This window comes from Sphingobium sp. WCS2017Hpa-17 (assembly GCF_031843765.1).
Lineage (GTDB): Bacteria > Pseudomonadota > Alphaproteobacteria > Sphingomonadales > Sphingomonadaceae > Sphingobium.
Genome location: NZ_JAVTIV010000014.1, coordinates 94,087 through 112,776 on the forward strand (window position 1 = coordinate 94,087; position 18,690 = coordinate 112,776).

Annotated in this window: 21 protein-coding genes and 1 pseudogene; 15 read left to right on the forward strand and 7 right to left on the reverse strand. The window is 62.7% G+C overall.

Translation table 11 applies throughout. The annotated features are described in order from the left end of the window. Positions 1–138 precede the first annotated feature (138 nt). The 4 genes from RQH62_RS17615 to RQH62_RS17630 all read left to right on the forward strand — a co-directional run bounded on the left by RQH62_RS17615 (position 139) and on the right by RQH62_RS17630 (position 5,353). Complete coding sequence (locus RQH62_RS17615) at positions 139–2,400, forward strand: NADP-dependent malic enzyme (protein ID WP_311270029.1); 2,262 nt, start codon at positions 139–141, stop codon at positions 2,398–2,400. 112 nt (positions 2,401–2,512) lie between these two features. Continuing rightward, the gene (locus tag RQH62_RS17620; protein ID WP_311270030.1) at positions 2,513–3,007 is read left to right on the forward strand and encodes a flavin reductase family protein; all 495 of its coding nucleotides are present in this window, start codon (positions 2,513–2,515) and stop codon (positions 3,005–3,007) included. Between the two features lie 154 nt (positions 3,008–3,161). Beyond that, the gene (locus RQH62_RS17625) at positions 3,162–4,142 is read left to right on the forward strand and encodes a hypothetical protein (protein ID WP_311270031.1); all 981 of its coding nucleotides are present in this window, start codon (positions 3,162–3,164) and stop codon (positions 4,140–4,142) included. Continuing rightward, a complete protein-coding gene (locus RQH62_RS17630) occupies positions 4,139–5,353 on the forward strand; it encodes a carboxylate--amine ligase (RefSeq protein WP_311270032.1) in 1,215 nt (404 codons plus the stop codon). Before RQH62_RS17625 ends, RQH62_RS17630 begins: the two co-directional genes overlap by 4 nt. Here the strand turns inward: RQH62_RS17630 and RQH62_RS17635 are convergent. The 5 genes from RQH62_RS17635 to RQH62_RS17655 form a co-directional block, all read right to left on the reverse strand. After that, the gene (locus RQH62_RS17635) at positions 5,322–5,873 is read right to left on the reverse strand and encodes a phosphotyrosine protein phosphatase (RefSeq protein ID WP_311270033.1); all 552 of its coding nucleotides are present in this window, start codon (positions 5,871–5,873) and stop codon (positions 5,322–5,324) included. The two genes, RQH62_RS17630 and RQH62_RS17635, sit on opposite strands and share 32 nt — an antisense overlap. A gap of 656 nt (positions 5,874–6,529) precedes the next feature. Continuing rightward, the gene (locus RQH62_RS17640; RefSeq protein WP_311270034.1) at positions 6,530–7,111 is read right to left on the reverse strand and encodes a hypothetical protein; all 582 of its coding nucleotides are present in this window, start codon (positions 7,109–7,111) and stop codon (positions 6,530–6,532) included. Positions 7,112–7,587: 476 nt separating this feature from the next. Then, positions 7,588–8,391, reverse strand: a complete 804-nt coding sequence (locus RQH62_RS17645; RefSeq protein WP_311270035.1) for a DNA adenine methylase — start codon at positions 8,389–8,391, stop codon at positions 7,588–7,590. Between the two features lie 170 nt (positions 8,392–8,561). Beyond that, positions 8,562–9,608 (reverse strand): phage portal protein, encoded by a 1,047-nt coding sequence (locus tag RQH62_RS17650; protein ID WP_311270036.1) that lies wholly within the window; start codon positions 9,606–9,608, stop codon positions 8,562–8,564. Further along, positions 9,605–11,443 (reverse strand): terminase large subunit domain-containing protein, encoded by a 1,839-nt coding sequence (locus RQH62_RS17655; protein WP_311270037.1) that lies wholly within the window; start codon positions 11,441–11,443, stop codon positions 9,605–9,607. Before RQH62_RS17655 ends, RQH62_RS17650 begins: the two co-directional genes overlap by 4 nt. Positions 11,444–11,602: 159 nt before the next feature. Here RQH62_RS17655 and RQH62_RS17660 point away from each other — a divergent pair, with 159 nt between their 5' ends. From RQH62_RS17660 to RQH62_RS17710, 11 genes are all read left to right on the forward strand, one after another. Further along, complete coding sequence (locus tag RQH62_RS17660) at positions 11,603–12,448, forward strand: GPO family capsid scaffolding protein (RefSeq protein WP_311270038.1); 846 nt, start codon at positions 11,603–11,605, stop codon at positions 12,446–12,448. A 48-nt stretch (positions 12,449–12,496) separates the two neighbouring features. Next, positions 12,497–13,546, forward strand: a complete 1,050-nt coding sequence (locus RQH62_RS17665; RefSeq protein ID WP_311270039.1) for a phage major capsid protein, P2 family — start codon at positions 12,497–12,499, stop codon at positions 13,544–13,546. A gap of 49 nt (positions 13,547–13,595) precedes the next feature. Then, a complete protein-coding gene (gene gpM, locus RQH62_RS17670; protein ID WP_311270040.1) occupies positions 13,596–14,390 on the forward strand; it encodes a phage terminase small subunit in 795 nt (264 codons plus the stop codon). A gap of 124 nt (positions 14,391–14,514) precedes the next feature. Then, positions 14,515–14,907 carry a hypothetical protein gene (locus RQH62_RS17675; protein ID WP_311270041.1) on the forward strand — a complete coding sequence of 131 codons (393 nt, stop codon included), beginning with the start codon at positions 14,515–14,517 and terminating at the stop codon, positions 14,905–14,907. Continuing rightward, positions 14,904–15,386 (forward strand): head completion/stabilization protein, encoded by a 483-nt coding sequence (locus tag RQH62_RS17680; protein ID WP_311270042.1) that lies wholly within the window; start codon positions 14,904–14,906, stop codon positions 15,384–15,386. Before RQH62_RS17675 ends, RQH62_RS17680 begins: the two co-directional genes overlap by 4 nt. Further along, positions 15,386–15,619 carry a tail protein X gene (locus RQH62_RS17685; RefSeq protein WP_311270043.1) on the forward strand — a complete coding sequence of 78 codons (234 nt, stop codon included), beginning with the start codon at positions 15,386–15,388 and terminating at the stop codon, positions 15,617–15,619. The genes RQH62_RS17680 and RQH62_RS17685 overlap by 1 nt, the downstream gene beginning before the upstream one ends. A 5-nt stretch (positions 15,620–15,624) precedes the next feature. Then, on the forward strand, positions 15,625–15,957 hold the full coding sequence (locus RQH62_RS17690; RefSeq protein ID WP_311270044.1) for a hypothetical protein: 333 nt from the start codon (positions 15,625–15,627) through the stop codon (positions 15,955–15,957). A gap of 5 nt (positions 15,958–15,962) precedes the next feature. Further along, positions 15,963–16,415: a D-Ala-D-Ala carboxypeptidase family metallohydrolase gene (locus RQH62_RS17695; protein ID WP_311270045.1), complete on the forward strand. Its 453-nt coding sequence runs from the start codon at positions 15,963–15,965 to the stop codon at positions 16,413–16,415. After that, entirely contained in the window at positions 16,412–16,810 is a 399-nt protein-coding gene (locus RQH62_RS17700; protein WP_311270046.1) for a hypothetical protein, read from the forward strand. Before RQH62_RS17695 ends, RQH62_RS17700 begins: the two co-directional genes overlap by 4 nt. A gap of 127 nt (positions 16,811–16,937) precedes the next feature. Continuing rightward, positions 16,938–17,405 (forward strand): phage tail protein, encoded by a 468-nt coding sequence (locus tag RQH62_RS17705; RefSeq protein WP_311270047.1) that lies wholly within the window; start codon positions 16,938–16,940, stop codon positions 17,403–17,405. Then, a complete protein-coding gene (locus RQH62_RS17710) occupies positions 17,402–18,082 on the forward strand; it encodes a phage virion morphogenesis protein (RefSeq protein WP_311270048.1) in 681 nt (226 codons plus the stop codon). The genes RQH62_RS17705 and RQH62_RS17710 overlap by 4 nt, the downstream gene beginning before the upstream one ends. Before the next feature lie 40 nt (positions 18,083–18,122). Here RQH62_RS17710 and RQH62_RS17715 read toward each other — a convergent pair whose 3' ends face one another. Together RQH62_RS17715 and RQH62_RS17720 are read right to left on the reverse strand one after the other, a co-directional pair. Continuing rightward, the gene (locus tag RQH62_RS17715) at positions 18,123–18,482 is read right to left on the reverse strand and encodes a PilZ domain-containing protein (RefSeq protein ID WP_311270049.1); all 360 of its coding nucleotides are present in this window, start codon (positions 18,480–18,482) and stop codon (positions 18,123–18,125) included. A 91-nt stretch (positions 18,483–18,573) separates the two neighbouring features. After that, positions 18,574–18,690 (reverse strand): annotated as a pseudogene (locus RQH62_RS17720) (IS5/IS1182 family transposase); the annotation flags it as partial.

Consider the following 18,690-nt stretch of genomic DNA (forward strand, 5'->3'; position numbering starts at 1 on the left):
GGGGCAGGGCGATAGCCTGAACCTTGAACCGAAACCAGCGCTTCCCGGAAAGGCAGGAAAATTGCGCTTCTCGCACTTGCCCACAAGATAATCTTGCCGCTAGGGCCGGCTTATTGTTCCATTACATGGGTGCCCGCGATGTCCGACAGATCGAATGTGGAATTTTCCGAGCGCGAGGCGCTGTTCTTCCACTCGACCGGTCGCCCCGGCAAGATCGAAATCATCGCGTCGAAACCGATGGCAACGCAGCGCGACCTCAGCCTCGCTTACTCGCCCGGCGTCGCGGTGCCGGTGCGCGCCATCGCGGCCGATCCGGCGACCGCTTATGATTATACGGCCAAGGGCAATCTGGTCGCGGTCATCTCCAACGGTACGGCGATCCTGGGCCTGGGCAATCTTGGCGCGCTGGCCTCCAAGCCGGTGATGGAGGGCAAGGCGGTGCTCTTCAAGCGTTTCGCCGACGTCGATAGCATCGACATCGAACTGAAGACCGAGGATGTCGATCGCTTCATTGACGCGGTCGAACTGATGGAGCCGACCTTCGGCGGCATCAACCTTGAAGATATCAAGGCGCCCGAATGCTTCATCATCGAACAGACGCTGAAGGAGCGGATGAACATCCCGGTCTTTCATGACGACCAGCATGGCACCGCGATCATCGCGGCGGCGGGCGTGCTGAACGCCGCCCTGCTCACCGGCCGTTCCATGAAGGACATGAAGGTGGTGGTGAACGGCGCGGGCGCCGCCTCCATCAGCTGCACCGAACTGATCAAGGCGCTGGGCGTCCCCAACGACAATGTCACCATGTGCGACAGTAAGGGCGTGATCTATCAGGGGCGCACCGAGGGCATGAATCAGTGGAAGTCGGCCCATGCGGTCAGGACCGACGCGCGGACCCTCACCGAAGCGGTCAAGGGCGCTGACGTGTTCCTGGGCCTCTCGGTCGCCGGCGCGATGTCGCAGGATATGGTGAAGTCGATGGCGCCCAATCCCATCATCTTCGCCATGGCCAATCCCGACCCGGAAATCCTGCCGCCCGACGCGCATGAAGTGCGCCCCGACGCGATCGTCGCCACCGGCCGCTCGGACTTCCCCAATCAGGTCAACAATGTCCTCGGCTTCCCCTTCATCTTCCGTGGCGCGCTGGATGTGCGGGCGACCGGCATCAACGAAGCGATGAAGCTGGCGGCGGCCAAGGCGATCGCCGAACTGGCGCGCGAACAGGTGCCGGAAGAAGTGGCCAAGGCCTATGGCCGCGCCCACAGCTTCGGTCCGGACTATATCATCCCCGCGCCCTTCGACCCGCGCCTGATGGAAGTGGTGCCCGCCGCCGTCGCCCAGGCGGCGATGGAAACCGGTGTCGCGCAAAAGCCGATCGAGGACATGGCCGCCTATCGCCAGTCGCTGAAGGGCCGGCTCAACCCGACCACCTCGGTCCTGACCAGCGCCTATGAGATCGCCAAGGCCAATCCCAAGCGCGTCGTCTTCGCCGAAGCGGAAGAGGAAGTGGTACTGCGCGCCGCCATCCAGTTCCGCGAACTGGGCTATGGCATTCCGGTGCTGGTCGGCCGCGACAATGTGGTGGACAAGCTGCGCGCGCTCGGCGTGCGCGATCCCGAAAGCTTCGAACTGCACAACAGCGTCAATTCGCCGCTCGTGCCCGACATGGTCGACCTGCTCTACACCCGCCTCCAGCGGCGCGGCTATCTGCGCCGTGATTGCGAGCGGATGGTCAATCGCGATCGCCACATTTTCGGCACGCTGCTGGTCAAGATGGGCGCGGCCGATGCGATGATCACCGGCATGACCCGCCCCTATGGCCAGACGCTGCGCGAAGTGAAGCGCGTGATGGACCCGGCACCCGGTCGCACGCCCTTCGGCATCCATGTCATGGTGACCAAGGACAAGACCGTGTTTCTGGCCGACACCACCGTGCATGAACGCCCTTCGGCCATCGAACTGGCCGATATTGCGGAAGGGACGGTCGCCGTCGCCCGCCGCATGGGCCATGACCCGCGCGTCGCCTTCCTCTCCTACTCCAATTTCGGCAACCCGCCCGGCGCCTATCTCGACAATGTACGCGACGCGGTGAAGCTGCTCGACGAACGGGCGGTCGATTTCGAATTTGAAGGCGAAATGACCCCTGACGCGGCGCTCAACCCGGCGGTGATGAAGAATTATCCGTTCAGCCGCCTGTCTGGCCCGGCCAATGTGCTGGTCATGCCCGGCCTGCAATCGGCCAATATCTCGGCCAAGCTGCTGCGCGAACTGGGCGGCACGACAATGATCGGCCCGCTGCTGGTCGGCATGGAAAAATCGGTGCAGATCGCCACCATGTCCTCCAATGCGTCCGAACTGCTCACGCTTGCCGTGCTGGCGGCTGGCGGCGTCGCACTCTGATCGGTTGCGGGCCATCGGCTGAGATTTTCTCGTCGGTGGTCCGCGCTTTATCATTTGCTTGGGCCCCATTCTGCGCGAGAGGGGGAGGCATGAACCGTCTCGGGAGCAAGGCATGAGTGTGGCCAGTTTCGACAATGCGACCTTTCGCCGGGTGCTGGGCCATTACCCCACCGGCGTCTGCGTCGTCACCGCAGTGGAGGCGGACGGCACGCCGGTCGGCATGGTCGTCGGCTCTTTCACCTCGGTGTCGCTCGACCCGCCGCTGGTCGCCTTCTTCCCGGCCAAAAGCTCGGGCAGTTGGCCGCGCTTGCAGGCGGTCGGCAAATTCTGCGTCAATGTGCTCGCCAGCGACCAGCTGCCGCTCTGCCGCCAGATCGCCGGGCCCGGCCCGGACAAGTTCGCTGGCCTGTCCCACCGGGTGTCGGCCAATGGCTCGCCGATTCTCGACGATGTCGTCGCCTGGATCGACTGCACGCTCGACGCCGTGCATGAAGCGGGCGATCATTATATCGTGCTCGGCCGGGTGGTCGCGCTGGAAGTCGATCGTCCGGGCAGCCCCCTGCTCTTCTTCCAGGGCAATTACGGGGAATTTGCGCTGCTGGAATGAAGGGTTCGCGGCGGGGGCGCCGTCTTCAGGAGATAGCAAGGTTCAGGGGCGCATATTTCGGTAGAAATTCCTATCGGACATGCGGGGGAAATATTACCCCTCCTTAACGCAGATTATCTATCGCCTGCTTGTCGCCCCCGGACCGGACTCCTTCATGACCGCGTTGCTGATCACCGTCGATACCGAGCTCTCCGCTTCGCTGCACCAGCGTGGCATGAGTCTGGCCGACAATGTCGACCGGTCGATCTGGGCGCGGACGCCGGCTGGCGCCTTCGGCATCGGCTGGCAGATGGACCTGCTCGACCACCATGGCCTGAAGGGCGTCTTCTTTCTCGATCCCATGCCCGCGCTGGTCCATGGCGCGGATTTTCTGACCCCTATCGTCGGCGCCATCGTCGCGCGCGGCCATGAAGTGCAGATGCACATCCACACCGAATGGCTCGCCTGGGCGAAGGATTCGCCGGTCGGTGATCGGCAGGGGCATAATATCGGCGATTTTTCGCTGGACGATCAGATCATCCTGCTCGGTCATGCCAAGAAATTGCTGGAACAGGCCGGCGCCCCCGCCATCACGGCCTTCCGCGCCGGCAATTTTGGCGCCAATGACGATACGCTGCGCGCACTTGGCTCGCTGGGCGTCGTCTGGGACAGCAGCGTCAATCCCGCCTATCTCGGCCATGGATGCGGTATATCCGCCGATCCGGCGCAGATCGGCGTGACCCGTGCGCAGGGCGTCGCCGAACTGCCGGTATCGGGCATAGAGGATCGGCCCGGTGGTTTCCGCCCGGCCCAGATCTGCGCCATGTCCGCCGCAGAAATGCGCGCCGGCCTGCGCCATGCGGTGCGCGATGGCCATGACGCCTTCAATGTCGTCACCCATAGTTTCGAAATGCTCTCGCGCGATCGCCAACGGCCCAATGGTGCCGTCATCGCCCGATTCGAAGCGCTGTGCCGCGAAGCCGCCCGCCTGCCGGGCGTCCGGGGCGCGGGCTTCAACGATCTGTCTACCGAGCTTGCCGACCAGCCGGTCCGCACGCTGAACCGCGCTGCGCCCAGCCGGCTGCGCACCGGCCTGCGCCTCGCGCAGCAGGCCTGGGCGACCTGGCGCTACGAACATCGGCTGGTGCCTGCGTGACGGCGCTGCCCGGCGCGATCGTCCTGGGTCTGGAAAACGCCATCGGCCTTGCGGTCGTGCGCGATCTGGGCCGGCATGGCGTGCCCGTGTACGGCATCGCGCGTGACCAGAGTTCCATCGTCACCAGTTCGCGCTACTGCACCGACTGGACCAAGCGTCCTGCCGGCCCGATCGCCGACTGGCTGCCCGGCCTGATCGCCCGCACCGGCGCCCGCGCGGTGCTGGCCATTTCCGAAACCGACCTGCTGCAACTCTCCGCGCTGCCGCCGATGATCGGCGATTGCCATATTCTCGTGCCGCGCCCCGATCAGCTTGGCCGGGTGCTGGACAAGATGCAGACGATACAGGCCGCCGCCGCCGCCGGCCTGCGCGTGCCTCAGACCTGGCAGCCGCTCGGCCATGAGGATTTCGCTGCCCGCGCCGCGCAGATGCGCTATCCGCTGGTCGCCAAATGGGCCAATCCGCCCGAAGTCATGGGCCTGCTCGAACAGGCCGGCCTGGAATGGATCAAGACCGACTATATTCGTGACGCGGACCAGTTGCTCGCCTTGCTGGATCGCTATGCGCCGATCGGGCGCTGGCCGCTGATCCAGCAATATTGCCGGGGCGTGGGCCTGGGCCAGATGCTCTACATGGCGAATGGGCAGGCCACCCTGCGCTTCCAGCATCGTCGCCTGCACGAATGGCCGCCCGAAGGGGGAGTCTCCACCCTTTGCCGCGCCGAACCGGTCGATGCCCATGGCCCGCAAATGGCGCTGTCGGAAAAGCTGCTGCGCGCGCTCGACTGGGAAGGGCAAGCGATGGTCGAATATCGCTATGACGTCGCCAGCGGCCATTATTGGCTGATGGAGGTGAATGGGCGTTTCTGGGGCAGCCTGCCGCTGGCGCTCCATTGCGGCGCCGGCTTCGCGTGGGAGGCGTATCGCCGCACCGTGCTGGGTCAGACCGATCCCGCGCCTGTGCCGCGCGACGATCTGCGCGCACGCTACATGGTGCCGGAAACCAAGCGACTGGTCCGTATCCTCTTCGCCCCCGGTCGGATCGGCGACCCCTTCTTCCGCCGCCGCCCGATTGCCGATCTGGCCGCCTATCTGCTGGCCTTCCTCGACCCGCGCGCGCGCTATTATGTGTTCAGCCGCTCGGACCCAAAGCCCTGGCTGCGCGATCTGGTGCAGATGGTCAGGAAAGCCGCGCGCCGGGAAAAGCCCTGACCAGCGCGGGCACTGCCCGGTCGATTCGCGTCAGGCACGTCGCCATATAGCGATCGTCCAGGCTGTAGGGGTCATGCAGATGCGGCAGCATCGGCCGGGTCCAGCGCCCCAGCAGCATGCGCGGCAGCTCCTTCAGGCGCGGATCGGCCCCCAGCCGGTGCAATTGCCGCACCTCCATCGCCAGCAGCAGGTCGCCTTCCTGCGGCACATAATCCTGCATGTCGATCGCCCGGTGCGCCGACAGGTCATGCCCCAGCGCCTGCGCCGCCAATATCGCCGGCGGATGGGCGCCCCGTCCGGTGGTGGTCGACAGGCCGAAGGATGCGACGTTCAGCCCCGCGCGCCGCGCCGCCACATCGGCAAAGGCGCTGCGGCAGATATTGCCCTGACACACGAACACCAGTCGCCGCACCCGCGCCGCATCGGGCGTCAGGCTGGCCGATCGGCCCAGCAGTAGTTGCGGATAGGAGAGCGCGAGCCGGACCAGCCCGCGAAAGGTACCGAAGCGGGACTTGATCATCGCGCGGAACCCAAAAGAAAAAATGGCGGAGACGGAGGACATTGCATAGCGCTCATAAGGCATTGATATCCTTTGCAGCGATCGTCGGCGAAGCCTTCTCTTACCATAGATCATACCATAGCCAATAAATTTGACGACGATATCAGCCTGTGAAGCTGGCGATGCGCTATAGGATTAAAAGCGGGGCGAGGGAACATCATGTGGCGGGTACCGGAAAAAATGTAACTTCCGTAACATTGGCGGATTTCTGCGGGTTTGCGCTGTGATTTTTATGTGATTTAGACGTAACCATATTACACTTTGAAAACGTAATATCCTGTCTTCAAAAACCCTAGGATTTCTGCGGGGGTTACAGTTTTCTGCGGGAGAGATCACATCGTGCAACAAGTGCGATGTAATTAAGGAAATATTTTAAAATCAGTATGTTATTTACATTCACGATGGCGGGCGAGCGAATGTCACACTTTCGCGGCCCCTCCCTCAATGGAGAAGGGGCGCGACGGAAATTTTCCATGACCCAGCGTTCCTAATTCGGGTGGGAGGTCGCGTAGATAAATTCAGACGGTTCGCAAACGACCAGAATTTGACATTCAATGAACCAGAGCAGTTCCCGGTTAGCGGACATTCGGCAGCTTGCTGCATAACGGAACCAGGAACTACCTATCCCGAAACTTCCGAATGCCTATCCATATATAGAGGCCGAACATCGCGCCGCTGCCAATAAGCCAAGCCCAAGATTTGAAATCGCGTTCTGGTGCGTTCAACGAACCGAAAAAGGCGATACCGCTGAGCAAGAGTGCAAAGGTGATGAAACGCCAATTGAGCAAGGCTCGCGCTTGACGTTTCGCCTCTGAAACGGGCCTAGGTGGAGTTATCGCCGGTCGATCTCGAACCAAACGACGCGGGGCAAAGCTGGCCCAAAGTAACCATGCCGAAATTCCCGCAACAGATGCGGCAACCATAATCGAGTCCGACCATTCTGGCAGAGACAAAGGCTTCGATATGGCGGTCCAAAAGACGATAGCCAGCATGACGATGCCAGCGACCTTCCACATGCCACGGCGGCCAGCGACCTTATGCCAGCCTGCGGCTAACTGTTCGTATTCATCAGGAGTGACAAGTTTACCGCCAGAATTTTTTGACGGATAATACAGATAGCCGCCATCCACCGGCGTAAATTGATTGTTGAACGCACCTATCGAATCAAACACAGAAGGCCCCTCGTTTTTTTTCAACATGGCAAACGGAGGGCGCGTTGCAAAGTTAATGGGTTAGTGCGACCGGACGGAAACGAACTTTACGGCGGCTTTGCAGCAAGCTCGTTATATAAGCCGCCATTCCGAAATCCACCCATCCCAGCCATCAGGGTGGCGCTGAGCTTTTAGGTGCGGCCTAGGTGCATCAGATCGCATCACGAGCGGGAGGTGTCACGGACGTATCCCGCCCAGGCCTTAGGCCGGTTTTCCCCTGCTATCGGTGGTGCATCAATTCCGACATAAAAAGCGCGCGGGCGAGGCGGGGGATTAAGCGCGTTTTCAGGGGGTGCCGCCCCGGCCCCGCCCCAGGGGGCGCCCCCGGCGGGGCCTGCGGGTCGCCGCGGCGGATGCGGTGCCGCCGACCGGCCCGGCGACAGCGTCGAGGCGCGACATAATATTGCGCGCACGAATAAGGGCGGCCCGCGTCGCGGACCGCCCTGGCAGTTTCTATCGATGGATCAGCGCGGGAGGTCGAAGTTGCTGACGATCAGTTCGGTGACCGGCTTTGCCTGGCCGCCGATGGTATAGGTGGTAGGGACATCACTCACCTGGAACCGCGAGAATGTCTCGCGCGCGCCATCGGTCGCGTTGATGGACAGCAGGAACTTGCCCTTGATGCCGGCCAGTTGCTCGGCCAGCTGGGCGAAGTCGGTGCGCGAAAACACGTCCTGGCCATAGTCCGTCTCGCACCCCCAATAGGGCGGATCGAGATAGAAAAGCGCGCCGGCATGATCGTAGCGCCGGATGAAGTCCGCGTAACCGAGCTGCTCGATGACGACGCCGGCAAGGCGATCGTGGATCTCGGCCAGCATCGGCTCCAACTTTGCGATGTTGAAACGGCCACCGTTCCTGGCATCGACGCCGAATGCCCTGCCCCGCACCTTCCCGCCGAAGGCCAGGCGCTGGAGGTAAAGGAACCGCGCGGCGCGTTGCAGATCCGTCAGCCGGTCAGCCGGCATCGCCCGCAGCCGATCGAACTCGGCCCGGCTCGACACCCGCCAGCGCAGCATGTCGATGAAATAGGGATAATGCTCCTGGAGGATGCGGAAGAAGTTGGCCACGTCCCCGCTGACATCGTTGATGGCCTCTGCCCTGGGCCGGGCCTTGCGGCGCAGGAAGATGCCGCCCATCCCTACGAACGGCTCGGCATAGCTGTCATGGGGCACCCGGCCGATTATCGACACCAGGCGCGAGGCCAGATTGCGCTTGCCGCCGATATAGCCGGCAGCGGGCGCGACGGGATTGATTTTTTCGAGTGACATGTAGGAAATTCGCTCACAGATGAACCACCGCCCTGGTGAGGGCGGGGCGGCCAGGGTGGCCGGTTGGTCGTGGCGAGATGCATCCTCGTCGGTGGCCGCGTTGCAGCGCGGTCATCCCCGCTTTCGATGGCAGGCGTATGGCCTGCCCTCAACCAGCGTTGAATATCGGATCAGGCCGCTGCCTTCTCCCGCTCATGGAACTGGACGGCTTCGACCCCCAGTTCGTCATTCACCTCCAGAAACTTCGCCTGGATCGGCTCGATCTCCAATTCGTGAAAGCCGTCAAGCGCGTCGGCCGGGCTGCCAAAGCCCCCGGCATTTTGCGGCACGATGCCGAGCAGCTGGGGCGGCACCCGGTGCGCGGCCAGCACGTCGTCGCGCGTCGTGTTCTTGATCCCCAGAAATTCGTCCTTCGCGCCCACCTCGGCAATGGGGAGCAGCTTGATCCCGCCCTCGTTGCCGTTGGGTGCATGGACGAACAGGTTGCGGAAATTGCCCGGCCCCTTCGACTTTTTGAGCGCATCGCGCATGGCGTCCACATCGCCCTCGGCAAAGCCGCCTGTCGCATAGAGGATGTAGCCGGCATGGCTGCCGTTCAGATAATAGCGGCGCCGGAACAGGGTCGCGCTCTCATTGAGCAGCGCTGATTGCAGCGCCGAGAGATATTCAGGGATGCCATAAATCTCCTGATTGACGTCGGGCGCCATGATCTGAAGCACGGTTCCCGGCGCAAACTCGCTTTCATTGCCAAAGCCCGGCACCCACCAGAAGCTGCCCGGCGTCACGCCACGCCGCGTATATTTGGCCAGGCTGTGATCGAGGCGGAGCAACCCGCCCAGGCGGTTCTGCCGGCTTTCGAAATAGGCGTTGCCGAACACCAGATAGTCCTGCACCGCCGCCGTGAAGGCCTTGCGCGACAGGAGCGGCGTCGGCTTGAAGCTGGCCGCCAGGATGTTGCGCTTGAGGATGATGGCGCTGCTATGGTGCGGGCTGGCCCGGAACGCGCGCGCCAGGCCGTCCAGCGGCAAGGGCGGCTCGTACCAGCGCTGATTGTGCCAGCATTCGACCATGTCCATCAATGTGGCGCGGTCCATCACTGGCTCGGGATCGCCAAAGCCAAAGGCTTCCACCCCGGCTTTCTGGCTGCTGGCGACGATCGCCCCCTGCGCGGCGCGTTGCGCCTCCGCCCTGTTCATGCGGCGCGCGCGCTTGCTCATAGGATCTCCATTGTTGCTTTGGGGGCTTCTTTGCCGTCGAGCGGCTCATTCATCAGGACGTGCATGACCGCCCAAGCGAGATCTGCATGGCCATCGCCGCCGCCGCGCCCGGCCTTGAAGGTGACGTTGCGGCCGCTGGTGGTCAGCGTCTTCTTGATGCTGATGAAGGACGAGACGATATCGATCCAGCCAGCCTCAAAGGCGATGCGGCCCCGGCGCACGACATTCTGCGCCTTCATGACCATGCCCGCCTTCACCTCCAGCGAATATTCGATCTTCACCACGCCCTTTTCGGTCTTGGACAGCAGCTGGTAGACGCCAGAGCCAGAGCCGGTGGCATCGACGCCGACATAAGTGCAATTATAGCGTGACAGCACGGCGCGGATAAATTCGGCCTGCTGTTCGAAGTCCAGGCCGCGCAGCTGATGCTTCTCGAGGATGCGGAACGTACCACCCTCGCGATCGGGCGGCGCCATGATGACCAGGGCGGCATTATCGCCATCCTCGCTATCCTGCGGATCATAGCCGGCCCACACCGCGCGATTGCCGAACGGCCGCGCCGCTTCGGGATTGAAATCGATCCACTCCACCAGGCTGTCGCAGCCGCAGCGGACCAGGTCGTTGAAGCGGAAGGCCGACAGGCTGTCGTCCACGAAATCGCACAGGAACAGGTTGGCGAATTCGTCCTCGGCATATTCGTCTTGCAGTTCCTCGATATCGAACAGGTCGCAGCCGCCCGCCTCGGCATCGCGGATGTTGACGATATGGCGCCAGATCCTATCCGGGCCGAGCGAGCCGATCGCCAGCGCGGCATGGCTGACGTCGATCTCGATCCGATCGGCCTTCTTGCGCCGGCGGTTGCGGCGCTCGCCCGTCCAATAGGGATAGGCCGGATGGGCTACGGTCGATGGCGTCGAGAAATAGGTTTTGCGCCACTTCTTGTGGGTCGCCATGCCCGAGGCGACCTTGTTCAGTTCCTCGAACGAATGGACCCAGAAGAATTCGTCAAAATAGAAATTGCCATGGCGGCCCTGGGCGGTGCGGAAATTGGTGCCCAGGAAATGCAGTTCGGCCGCTGCTTCCTCTGCCGGGCGCAGATCCGACGTGATCAGCATCGGATCGCCGGTCAGCGCCACCCCCACCAGCTTGGCAAAGCTGACGATATAGGACCGGAACTGGTGGGCCTGCGCCTTGGATGCGGACAGGAATATCTGGTTGCGGCCTGTCTCGATCGCGTCGATCAGCGCTTCGAACGCGAAATAATAGGTCGCGCCGATCTGGCGCGACTTGAGAATCATCCGGGTGCGCTGATCCTTGGCCTGCCACCATCGATGCTGATAATCATAGAGGCCGTCGAGGAAGATGCGCTTGAGTTCGGCCGCCTGCTCGGCCGTGAAATGGTTCTTCTTCGCCTTCTTGCGCGGCCCGGCGTTGCGATTGCCGACCTTGTCATTGAGATCGCCGGCATGGCCGCCTGGCGCGTCATGGCGGCGCACCCGCGCCAGGCTCTCGACCTGGCGTCGTAATGCGTCCAGTTCGACATAATCCGCGCTGGTCTTCTTTTCCTTGGCGATCAGCGTCAGGAGGCGGATTTCGAGGCCGTCCTCGATCTTGCGGATCGATGGCGCATCATCCCAGCGGTCGCGCTGTTTCCACGCTTCGATCGTCGCGCGCGGGATTGGGGCGCCCTTGTCGTTCACCACGCCATGCAGCGCGAACTCGTCCGCGATCTGGGTCACGCCCCACCCGCGCCAGTAGAGGCTGCGCGCATGGCGGCGCGGATCGAACTGCCACAGGACAGACGGCGCGCCGGGCTGGGGGGATTGCGTGGTCATCGCGGCGGACCATGCCGCGCGCATCAGCCGCTAAGCATCGGCCTCCATTTGTAGAGGCCGCCTCTACAAATGCCCCGTCTTGAGCCGATGCCCCTTTGCGTCCCTTTCTGCCCATCAACAGGGGCGCGCGCCCCGTCACTACGGGAACCGGGACCAACCATGGCCAAGAGCAAATTTTTCCGCGTCTTTGTCGAAGGCTTCACCGTCAGCGACGGTCGCAAGATCGAGGCCTCGTGGATTGACGACATCGTCGCGACCTTCAACACGGCGAACTACACGCCCCGCATCAACGTCGAACATATCAAGGGCTACAGCCCCGAACCGCCGTTCAACGGCTATGGCGACGTCGTGGCGGTAAAAGCCCAGACCGACGAATTCACCATCGACGGACAGACCCAGCGCCGCCGCGCCCTCTATGCCCAGGTGGAACCCAACGATCAGCTGCTCGCCATGCGGGCGAAGGGGCAGAAGCCCTATCCCTCACTGGAAATCTCGCCCGATTTCGCCGGTACCGGCAAGATCGGCATGACCGGCCTTGGCCTTACCGACAATCCCGCCTCGCTGGGCGTCGAAGCTTTCAATTTCGCCGCGTTCAAGCCGGTGTTCGATGCGCGCAAGTCCGCGCCGGCGAACCTCTTCTCCGAAGCCTTTGAGGCCGTGGATATCGAGATGGAGGATGAGCCGGTCAATTCCAGCGGCATCGCCGCTGCGATCGTGGCCGGCTTCTCCGCCCTGGCTGCGAAATTCACGCCCGGCGACGACAAGGCCAAGGAAGAACCCAAGACGCCGCCGCCCGCCAACGACAACAGCTTCGACGTCGCGGCCTTCAGCACCGCCCTGGGCGAACAGGTCGCCGCCGCGATCAAGCCGTCTACCGATGCCATTGCTGCCCTTCAGGGCGAGTTTGCGGCGATGAAGACGAAGCTGGAAACGACCGAGCAACCGGACCGCTTCCATCGCCAGCCCGCGACCGGCGGCGGCGCGACAGTCCAGACCGACTGCTGATCCGCACTCTCATCCCGTCCGCTGCCCTTTCCGCCCAGGAGCATATCCATGCATCGTGATACCCGCCTCGCCTTCAACGCCTATCTGGCGCAGATCGCGCGCCTGAACGGCGTGCCCAACGCCACCGACAGCTTCTCGGTTGCGCCGTCCGTGCAGCAGAAGATGATGGAGATCATCCAGAAATCGAGCACCTTCCTCCAGAAGATCGCATTCGAAACCGTGGTCAACCAGGAAGGCGACAAGGTCGGCGTCGGCGTCACCCGCCCGCTGGCTGGCCGCGTCAACACGCGCGGCGGCACGCGCCGCACGCCCACCGATCCCACTGATACCAGCGATGGCGGCCGCTATCGGTGCGAACAGACCTTCTATGACCATGCTCTCGCCTGGGAGCGCCTGGACGCCTGGCGCCATAAGCCCGAATTCCAGCAGCTGGTCCGCGATGTCATTCTCAAGCGCCAGGCGCTCGACCGTATCACCATCGGCTTCCACGGCACGTCCGTCGCCGCCGCGACCGATCTGGTCGCCAATCCGCGCCTGCAGGATGTCAACAAGGGCTGGCTGCACAAGATCCGCACCTATGCACCCGCCCGCGTGCTGGACGATGGTGCCCTGACGACCACGGGCAAGGCGATCTATGTCGCCGACACCAGCGACACCACCAAGCGCGACTATGTCAATCTGGACGCGCTGGTGAAGGACGCCAGCACCCTGCTCGATGACTGGCATCAGGACGCCGAAGATCTTGTCGTCATGATCAGCCGCGACCTGGTCCACGACAAATATATGCCGATTATCAACAAGGCGGGCGACACGCCGACCGAGCAGCTGGCGCGCGATGCGATCCTGCGCGCCGCCAATCAGGTCGGCGGCTTTCCTGCAGAGCGCGTGCCCGACTTCCCGACCTCGTCCATCCTCATCACCAGTTACAAGAATCTGGCGATCTACGAGCAGGAGGAATCGCGCCGCCGCTACCTCAAGGATGAGCCGGAACTGACGCAGATCGCCAATTATGAGAGCGTCAACGAGGCCTATGTGGTCGAGGATTACGGCAAGACCGTCCTCATCGAAAATATCGTCATGGGCCAGAAGCCGGCCTGATCGCCGGCGTCCGCCCCACCGCCAAACCGCCACCTGACAGGACACGCAAATGAGCCTCGCTCGCCGTCACCGGGAAAAAATTCTCGCTGCCCAACATGCTGCGGCCGTCCTCGATTTCGTGGCGGCTGTCCCCGATGCCGCTCCTCTCCCGGCATCGGGGACCAACCTCTTCACCGCCGCCGATCGCGCTGCCGCGCAGATCGCGCTGCGCCTCACCCATGATCTGCGGCGCTTGAAGGAAATCAAGTCGATCGACCTCAAGATCGCGGCCAAGCGCGAAATGCTGCCTGAATATCGGGACTGGATCGCCGGCTTGATCGCGGCCGACGCTGGCGTTGGCATTGGTACGGCCGCCGAAGTGCTGCCGACCGTCATGGTCTGGTTGATCGACACCGGCTCCTATGCCGACGCGCTCGACCTGGTTCCCTTCATGTTCGCCCATCGGGTCGCCATGCCGTCTCGCTATCAGCGCGATGCCGCCACCATCGTGGTCGAAGAAATCGCGGACGCCGCCAACAAGGCGCAGGGCGCCGGCGCATCCTTCCCACTCGATATCCTCGACCGTGTCGCGGACCTCACCGAAGCGCATGACATCCATGACGAGGTACGCGCCAAGCTGTTCAAGGCCATCGGCACCGAGGAACTGACCGTTGCTGAGGACATGGAAGCCGGCCCGGCGGCACGCGCCCGCCTGACGGTCGCGCGCAACAGCCTGCGCGAGGCGCAGCGGCTCCATAGCCGCATCGGTGTCAGCACCAAGATCAAGAAGGCGGAAAAGCTGATCGCAACCAACCTGACTGCCTTCCCGCCCGAAGACGAACAACGCGGCGACGATGCCGCCTGACAAGCTCGCCCCCGGCGCTCAGGGGCGGATCGCGCAGAGCGGGAGGCCTTCGGGCCATAGGGCCGCTCTCTGACCCGATCCCCACCCCTGTAAGCCGGCGGGACAAACCAAAAGGACCGCCACCATGTTCGATCTCATTGCCGCCTTTCTCATGCTTGCCGCCATGGCCATCGGCTTCTTCGCCATGATTGCCCAATGGCCGCTCGCGGCGGCATATGGATGGGATGCTACGACGGTGAAAACTGTCGAAATGGTCGAACGTCTGTGCGGCGCCTTCCTTCTTGCCATGTTCGGCTGCATGCTTGCCAAGGCAGCGTTTCTCTGGGGCCTGGCGAACACGCCGGTACTCATGTCGCTGGCCGGCTGCCTCTTGGCCGTCTGGATCTTCTATCTTTCCTATCGTGCCTGGGGTCGTGCCTACGACCGTTCGAAACTGACAGTCGGTAGCACCATCATCCTTGGCGGGGCGATCTACATCGGCTCGGTGACGATCCTCGCCAAAAGCATCATGGCATGAGTTTTGTCGCGCGTCCGCCATCGTCAGAGATCGAGGCACCGCCGGCGGCTGAAACCATCGTCGCTAATGACGGCTTCTTCCCCGACATCGATCCGGCGCATGTGCGCGATGTCGCGCGCATCCCGACCAGCATCACCGCGCCCCGGCTGCGCGGCGCGATCGTTGGCGCCATTATGACGGCGCGCAACGATCTGCTGGCCTTCGCCACCGCCTCGATCGCTGCCGGCCATGCCACTCTGGCGGCGATGCCGGCGGCGCAGATCGACGGCGCCAGCGTGCGCGTGCATGGCTATCAGCGCGCCATCGCCCTGTTCGCCAAGGCCGAACTGATCGAGCGCCATCGCGATTTCGACACGACGGCCGCCGGCGCCAACCAGGCGACCGAACTGGAAGGCTCGGTCGAGGATCTGCGCCGCGATGCCCAGCACGCCATTCGCGACATCCTCGGCCGCACCCGCACCACGGTCGACCTGATCTGATGGCAGCCGCGCAACGCCTGGTCGCCAAACAGGGCGACACGCTGGATCTGCTTATCTGGCGCGAGGCCGGCCTTGGCCCCAGCGAGCTGACGCGCATTCTCGACGCCAATCCGGGACTGATCGACGCCGGCGCCATTCTGCCGCTCGGCACCGCCGTCGATATTCCTGCCACTACCACCGCCGCCGATGCCGCCACCACGCGCGTCCGCCCCCTCATCCAGCTTTGGGACTGACATCCATGGATCTGCGCACCCTCATCCCCTCGGCTGCCGAGGTCGTCGCCTCGCTCACCCCTTCGCTGATCGGCTCGGCCGTCGCTCAGGCATGGAAACCGGCCCTGCCTTTCCGCCAGCGTTTCGTGCAGTGGATCGTCGGCTCCACCGTCAGCTATTATGCCACGGTCGGCATCATCGCCGTGACGGGCTGGAATGGCTTTGTCGCCCAGTCGATCGCCTTTGCCATCGCCCTGATCGCCTTCGACGCCACGCCCCGCCTGATGCGCTCGGCCGCCGACATGGTCGCCACACTGCCTGCACGCGTGATGGACCGCTATTTCCCGAACAAGGATTGATCACCGTGCAGCTATCGCCCAACTTCACCCTGGCCGAATTCACCGCATCGGCCACCGCAATTGCCCAGCGTATCGACAACACGCCCAACGCAACACAGATCGCGTCAATGAAGATGCTATGCACCATGGTGCTGGAGCCACTGCGTGCGCAATTCGGTCGCCCTATCCATCTGTCGTCGGGCTTTCGTACCCCCAAATTGTGCTTGGTGGTAGGATCGAGCGTCGACAGCCAGCATGCCAAGGGCGAAGCTGCAGATTTTGAAATTCCCGGCGTCGACAACGTCACGGTCGCACGCTTCATCCGCGACCGCATGGCGTTCGATCAACTGATTCTCGAAAATTATGTGCGCGGGCAGCCCAACAGCGGCTGGATACATGTCAGCTATCGCGACGGACGGCTTCGCAAGGATGTGCTGACCTATTCGCGCCGGGCCTATTTCAAAGGGCTTCTGGCATGACGCTGGGCCGATCTCATATCGCAATGGCCGGCGGCTTGCTCGCCTGCTTTGCTGCTGCCGGCGGTTATATCCACGGCATTGGCGTAGGTCTCGCCCAGGAACGTGCGGCGCAGATCCGCGCTGATACACAGGCCGCCAAGGTCCGCCAGCAGCTGCAAAGCCAGATCGATGCCTCGGCCGAGCGTCACCAGTCCGGCGAACAGGCGCGCCAGGCCAACGGCAGGGAGATCTACCATGAAAGCCGGAAAATCATCGAGCGGCCGGTTTATCGCAATATCTGCGTTGATGCTGATGGCGTCGGCCTGCTCGACCGTGCAGCAGCCACGGCCAATGCCGACGATATCTGGGGCATTGCTGGCGACACCCGCCCGATTGCCGATCGTCCAGCGGACTGATGCTGGCCAGATGACCGGCGCGCAGTGCCAGGGCAGCCTGCTCAGCCTCTACGATGTCGCCGGCCAGATCCGCGCGACCTTGATCGAATTGCAGGATCAGCTGCGCTTGGCCGAAGGAAACTGACCGATGCGCAAGGCTGATAGCCTTCGACGCTGGCTTACCGCCTATCTGCCCTACCTCAAGACGCATCCCGACCGGCTGAACATCTATGTCGAGGGTGGCAGCATCGCCACGCGCAAATCCCGCACCCTTTCCTTTGTCTACCGCTACACGCTCAAGGTCGGGATCTGGGAATATGCCGGCGACAGCGACCATATCATGGTGCCGATCCTCGCCTGGATCGAAAAGGAACAGCGCGAGCTGCTCCATCGCGAAAATAGCGAGGCCTTCCAGTTCGAGGCGGAACTGCTCGATAGCGACATATCGGATATAGAAATCTCGATAGAGTTGACCGAACCGGTCCTGGTCGTGCCCCGCGCAGATGGCAGCGGCTATGATATCGAGCATCCGCCCGAGCCGGAGTTTCCTGCCGCCTTCGCCGGCGTGACGGCGTCGTTTCAGGAGGCGTTCGCCAATGATGAGCCAATACTGTGACCGACGATCTGGCCGAACTGGAGCGGATCGCCGGCGCCCTGGTACAAAGCCTGTCCTCGGCCGAGCGCCGGAGCCTGATGCGTCGCATGGCGCGAGACCTTACCTTGTCGCAGCGCCAGCGCATCGCAGCCCAGAAGCAACCTGACGGCGCCGGCTTCACCCCGCGCAAAACCAAACAAGCCCCCATATCGGGGCGCGGCGCGACCTGTTTCCTGTATCCTTCAGGCGGTGGCGGCGAACCGCGCCGCGTCATCATGAAAAGCTTCACCTGGTCGACGGGCCGGATGATGACTGGATTTGATATCGAGGCGGGCGCCATCCGCTCCTTCGAATTCGACAAGGTCGTCAAATGGCTGCCGGTGCCGGACGAATATCGCAATGCCGGCGGCGGCACGCTGCGCCGTCGCGGCGGCCTGCGACGCCGGGCCATGTTCCGACGCCTGGCGTCAGCGCGATTCCTGCGGTCACAGGCAAACGACCAGGGATTTTGGGTCGGGTTCTCGGGCAAGGCGGCCGCTGTCGCCAACATCCATCACTATGGTCTGCGGGATAAGCCCTCGCTGCGTTCCAAGGCCGTGCCTTATCCCAAGCGCCAACTTATCGGCGCGACCAACATCGATCGGGAAGTTATGCTCGATCTCTTATTTACGACGTTGGCAAGCCAAGCAAATGCATAAGCGCTAAATTTCTATCTCGAACATGTAAACAGGTCACAAATTATTTGTCGATTCCTACTGGTGCGATGCCTTCGTCCGACCAGATATTTTTAATTTCGCCCGCGTTCGCCTCAATAACAAGAAGCGGATCAATAGACTTATCGAAAGAGAGGCCACATATGCCATCTTTCTTCCATCGCACCTGTCCATGGACGTGGAATTTTTTCGCTCGCAATTCCACCTTTCGTCCCGGCCAAAAATCCGGATGGTCTTCGATCATTGCCCCACCGCTAGAAAGATCCCCGACTACCACCGTTCGGCTTTCGCCTTCACAGGTAAGCCTTCCCTTGAAGGAGGTGATGAAACGAGGATGCCTCCGACGGTCAGCCTTTCGCAGTCTCTCATAGAACGCCTCTACCATTGGTAACTCCTGCCACCTCAATGATTTTAGCGATCCTGCCTCTTCGCCGTAAACAAATTGGTAACGGGATCAGCCGCTACCCTAGAGGCTGTTATGAACCCGCCGCGATTGCCACAGCTTGCTTCATCATGATGCACGCGAACGCGACGACGTGCAGTCCAGCGAGCGTCTGGGCATAACGTTCATAATCCTTTACGAGGCGGCGGAA

Bases quoted from the DNA above. Each gene is read 5' to 3' on its own strand.
- RQH62_RS17615 (WP_311270029.1), top strand. From the start codon at position 139: ATGTCCGACAGATCGAATGTGGAATTTTCCGAGCGCGAGGCGCTGTTC.
- RQH62_RS17620 (WP_311270030.1), top strand. From the start codon at position 2,513: ATGAGTGTGGCCAGTTTCGACAATGCGACCTTTCGCCGGGTGCTGGGC.
- RQH62_RS17625 (WP_311270031.1), top strand. From the start codon at position 3,162: ATGACCGCGTTGCTGATCACCGTCGATACCGAGCTCTCCGCTTCGCTG.
- RQH62_RS17635 (WP_311270033.1), bottom strand. From the start codon at position 5,873: ATGATCAAGTCCCGCTTCGGTACCTTTCGCGGGCTGGTCCGGCTCGCG.
- RQH62_RS17640 (WP_311270034.1), bottom strand. From the start codon at position 7,111: ATGTTGAAAAAAAACGAGGGGCCTTCTGTGTTTGATTCGATAGGTGCG.
- RQH62_RS17645 (WP_311270035.1), bottom strand. From the start codon at position 8,391: ATGTCACTCGAAAAAATCAATCCCGTCGCGCCCGCTGCCGGCTATATC.
- RQH62_RS17650 (WP_311270036.1), bottom strand. From the start codon at position 9,608: ATGAGCAAGCGCGCGCGCCGCATGAACAGGGCGGAGGCGCAACGCGCC.
- RQH62_RS17655 (WP_311270037.1), bottom strand. From the start codon at position 11,443: ATGACCACGCAATCCCCCCAGCCCGGCGCGCCGTCTGTCCTGTGGCAG.
- RQH62_RS17660 (WP_311270038.1), top strand. From the start codon at position 11,603: ATGGCCAAGAGCAAATTTTTCCGCGTCTTTGTCGAAGGCTTCACCGTC.
- RQH62_RS17665 (WP_311270039.1), top strand. From the start codon at position 12,497: ATGCATCGTGATACCCGCCTCGCCTTCAACGCCTATCTGGCGCAGATC.
- gpM (WP_311270040.1), top strand. From the start codon at position 13,596: ATGAGCCTCGCTCGCCGTCACCGGGAAAAAATTCTCGCTGCCCAACAT.
- RQH62_RS17675 (WP_311270041.1), top strand. From the start codon at position 14,515: ATGTTCGATCTCATTGCCGCCTTTCTCATGCTTGCCGCCATGGCCATC.
- RQH62_RS17680 (WP_311270042.1), top strand. From the start codon at position 14,904: ATGAGTTTTGTCGCGCGTCCGCCATCGTCAGAGATCGAGGCACCGCCG.
- RQH62_RS17685 (WP_311270043.1), top strand. From the start codon at position 15,386: ATGGCAGCCGCGCAACGCCTGGTCGCCAAACAGGGCGACACGCTGGAT.
- RQH62_RS17690 (WP_311270044.1), top strand. From the start codon at position 15,625: ATGGATCTGCGCACCCTCATCCCCTCGGCTGCCGAGGTCGTCGCCTCG.
- RQH62_RS17700 (WP_311270046.1), top strand. From the start codon at position 16,412: ATGACGCTGGGCCGATCTCATATCGCAATGGCCGGCGGCTTGCTCGCC.
- RQH62_RS17705 (WP_311270047.1), top strand. From the start codon at position 16,938: ATGCGCAAGGCTGATAGCCTTCGACGCTGGCTTACCGCCTATCTGCCC.
- RQH62_RS17715 (WP_311270049.1), bottom strand. From the start codon at position 18,482: ATGGTAGAGGCGTTCTATGAGAGACTGCGAAAGGCTGACCGTCGGAGG.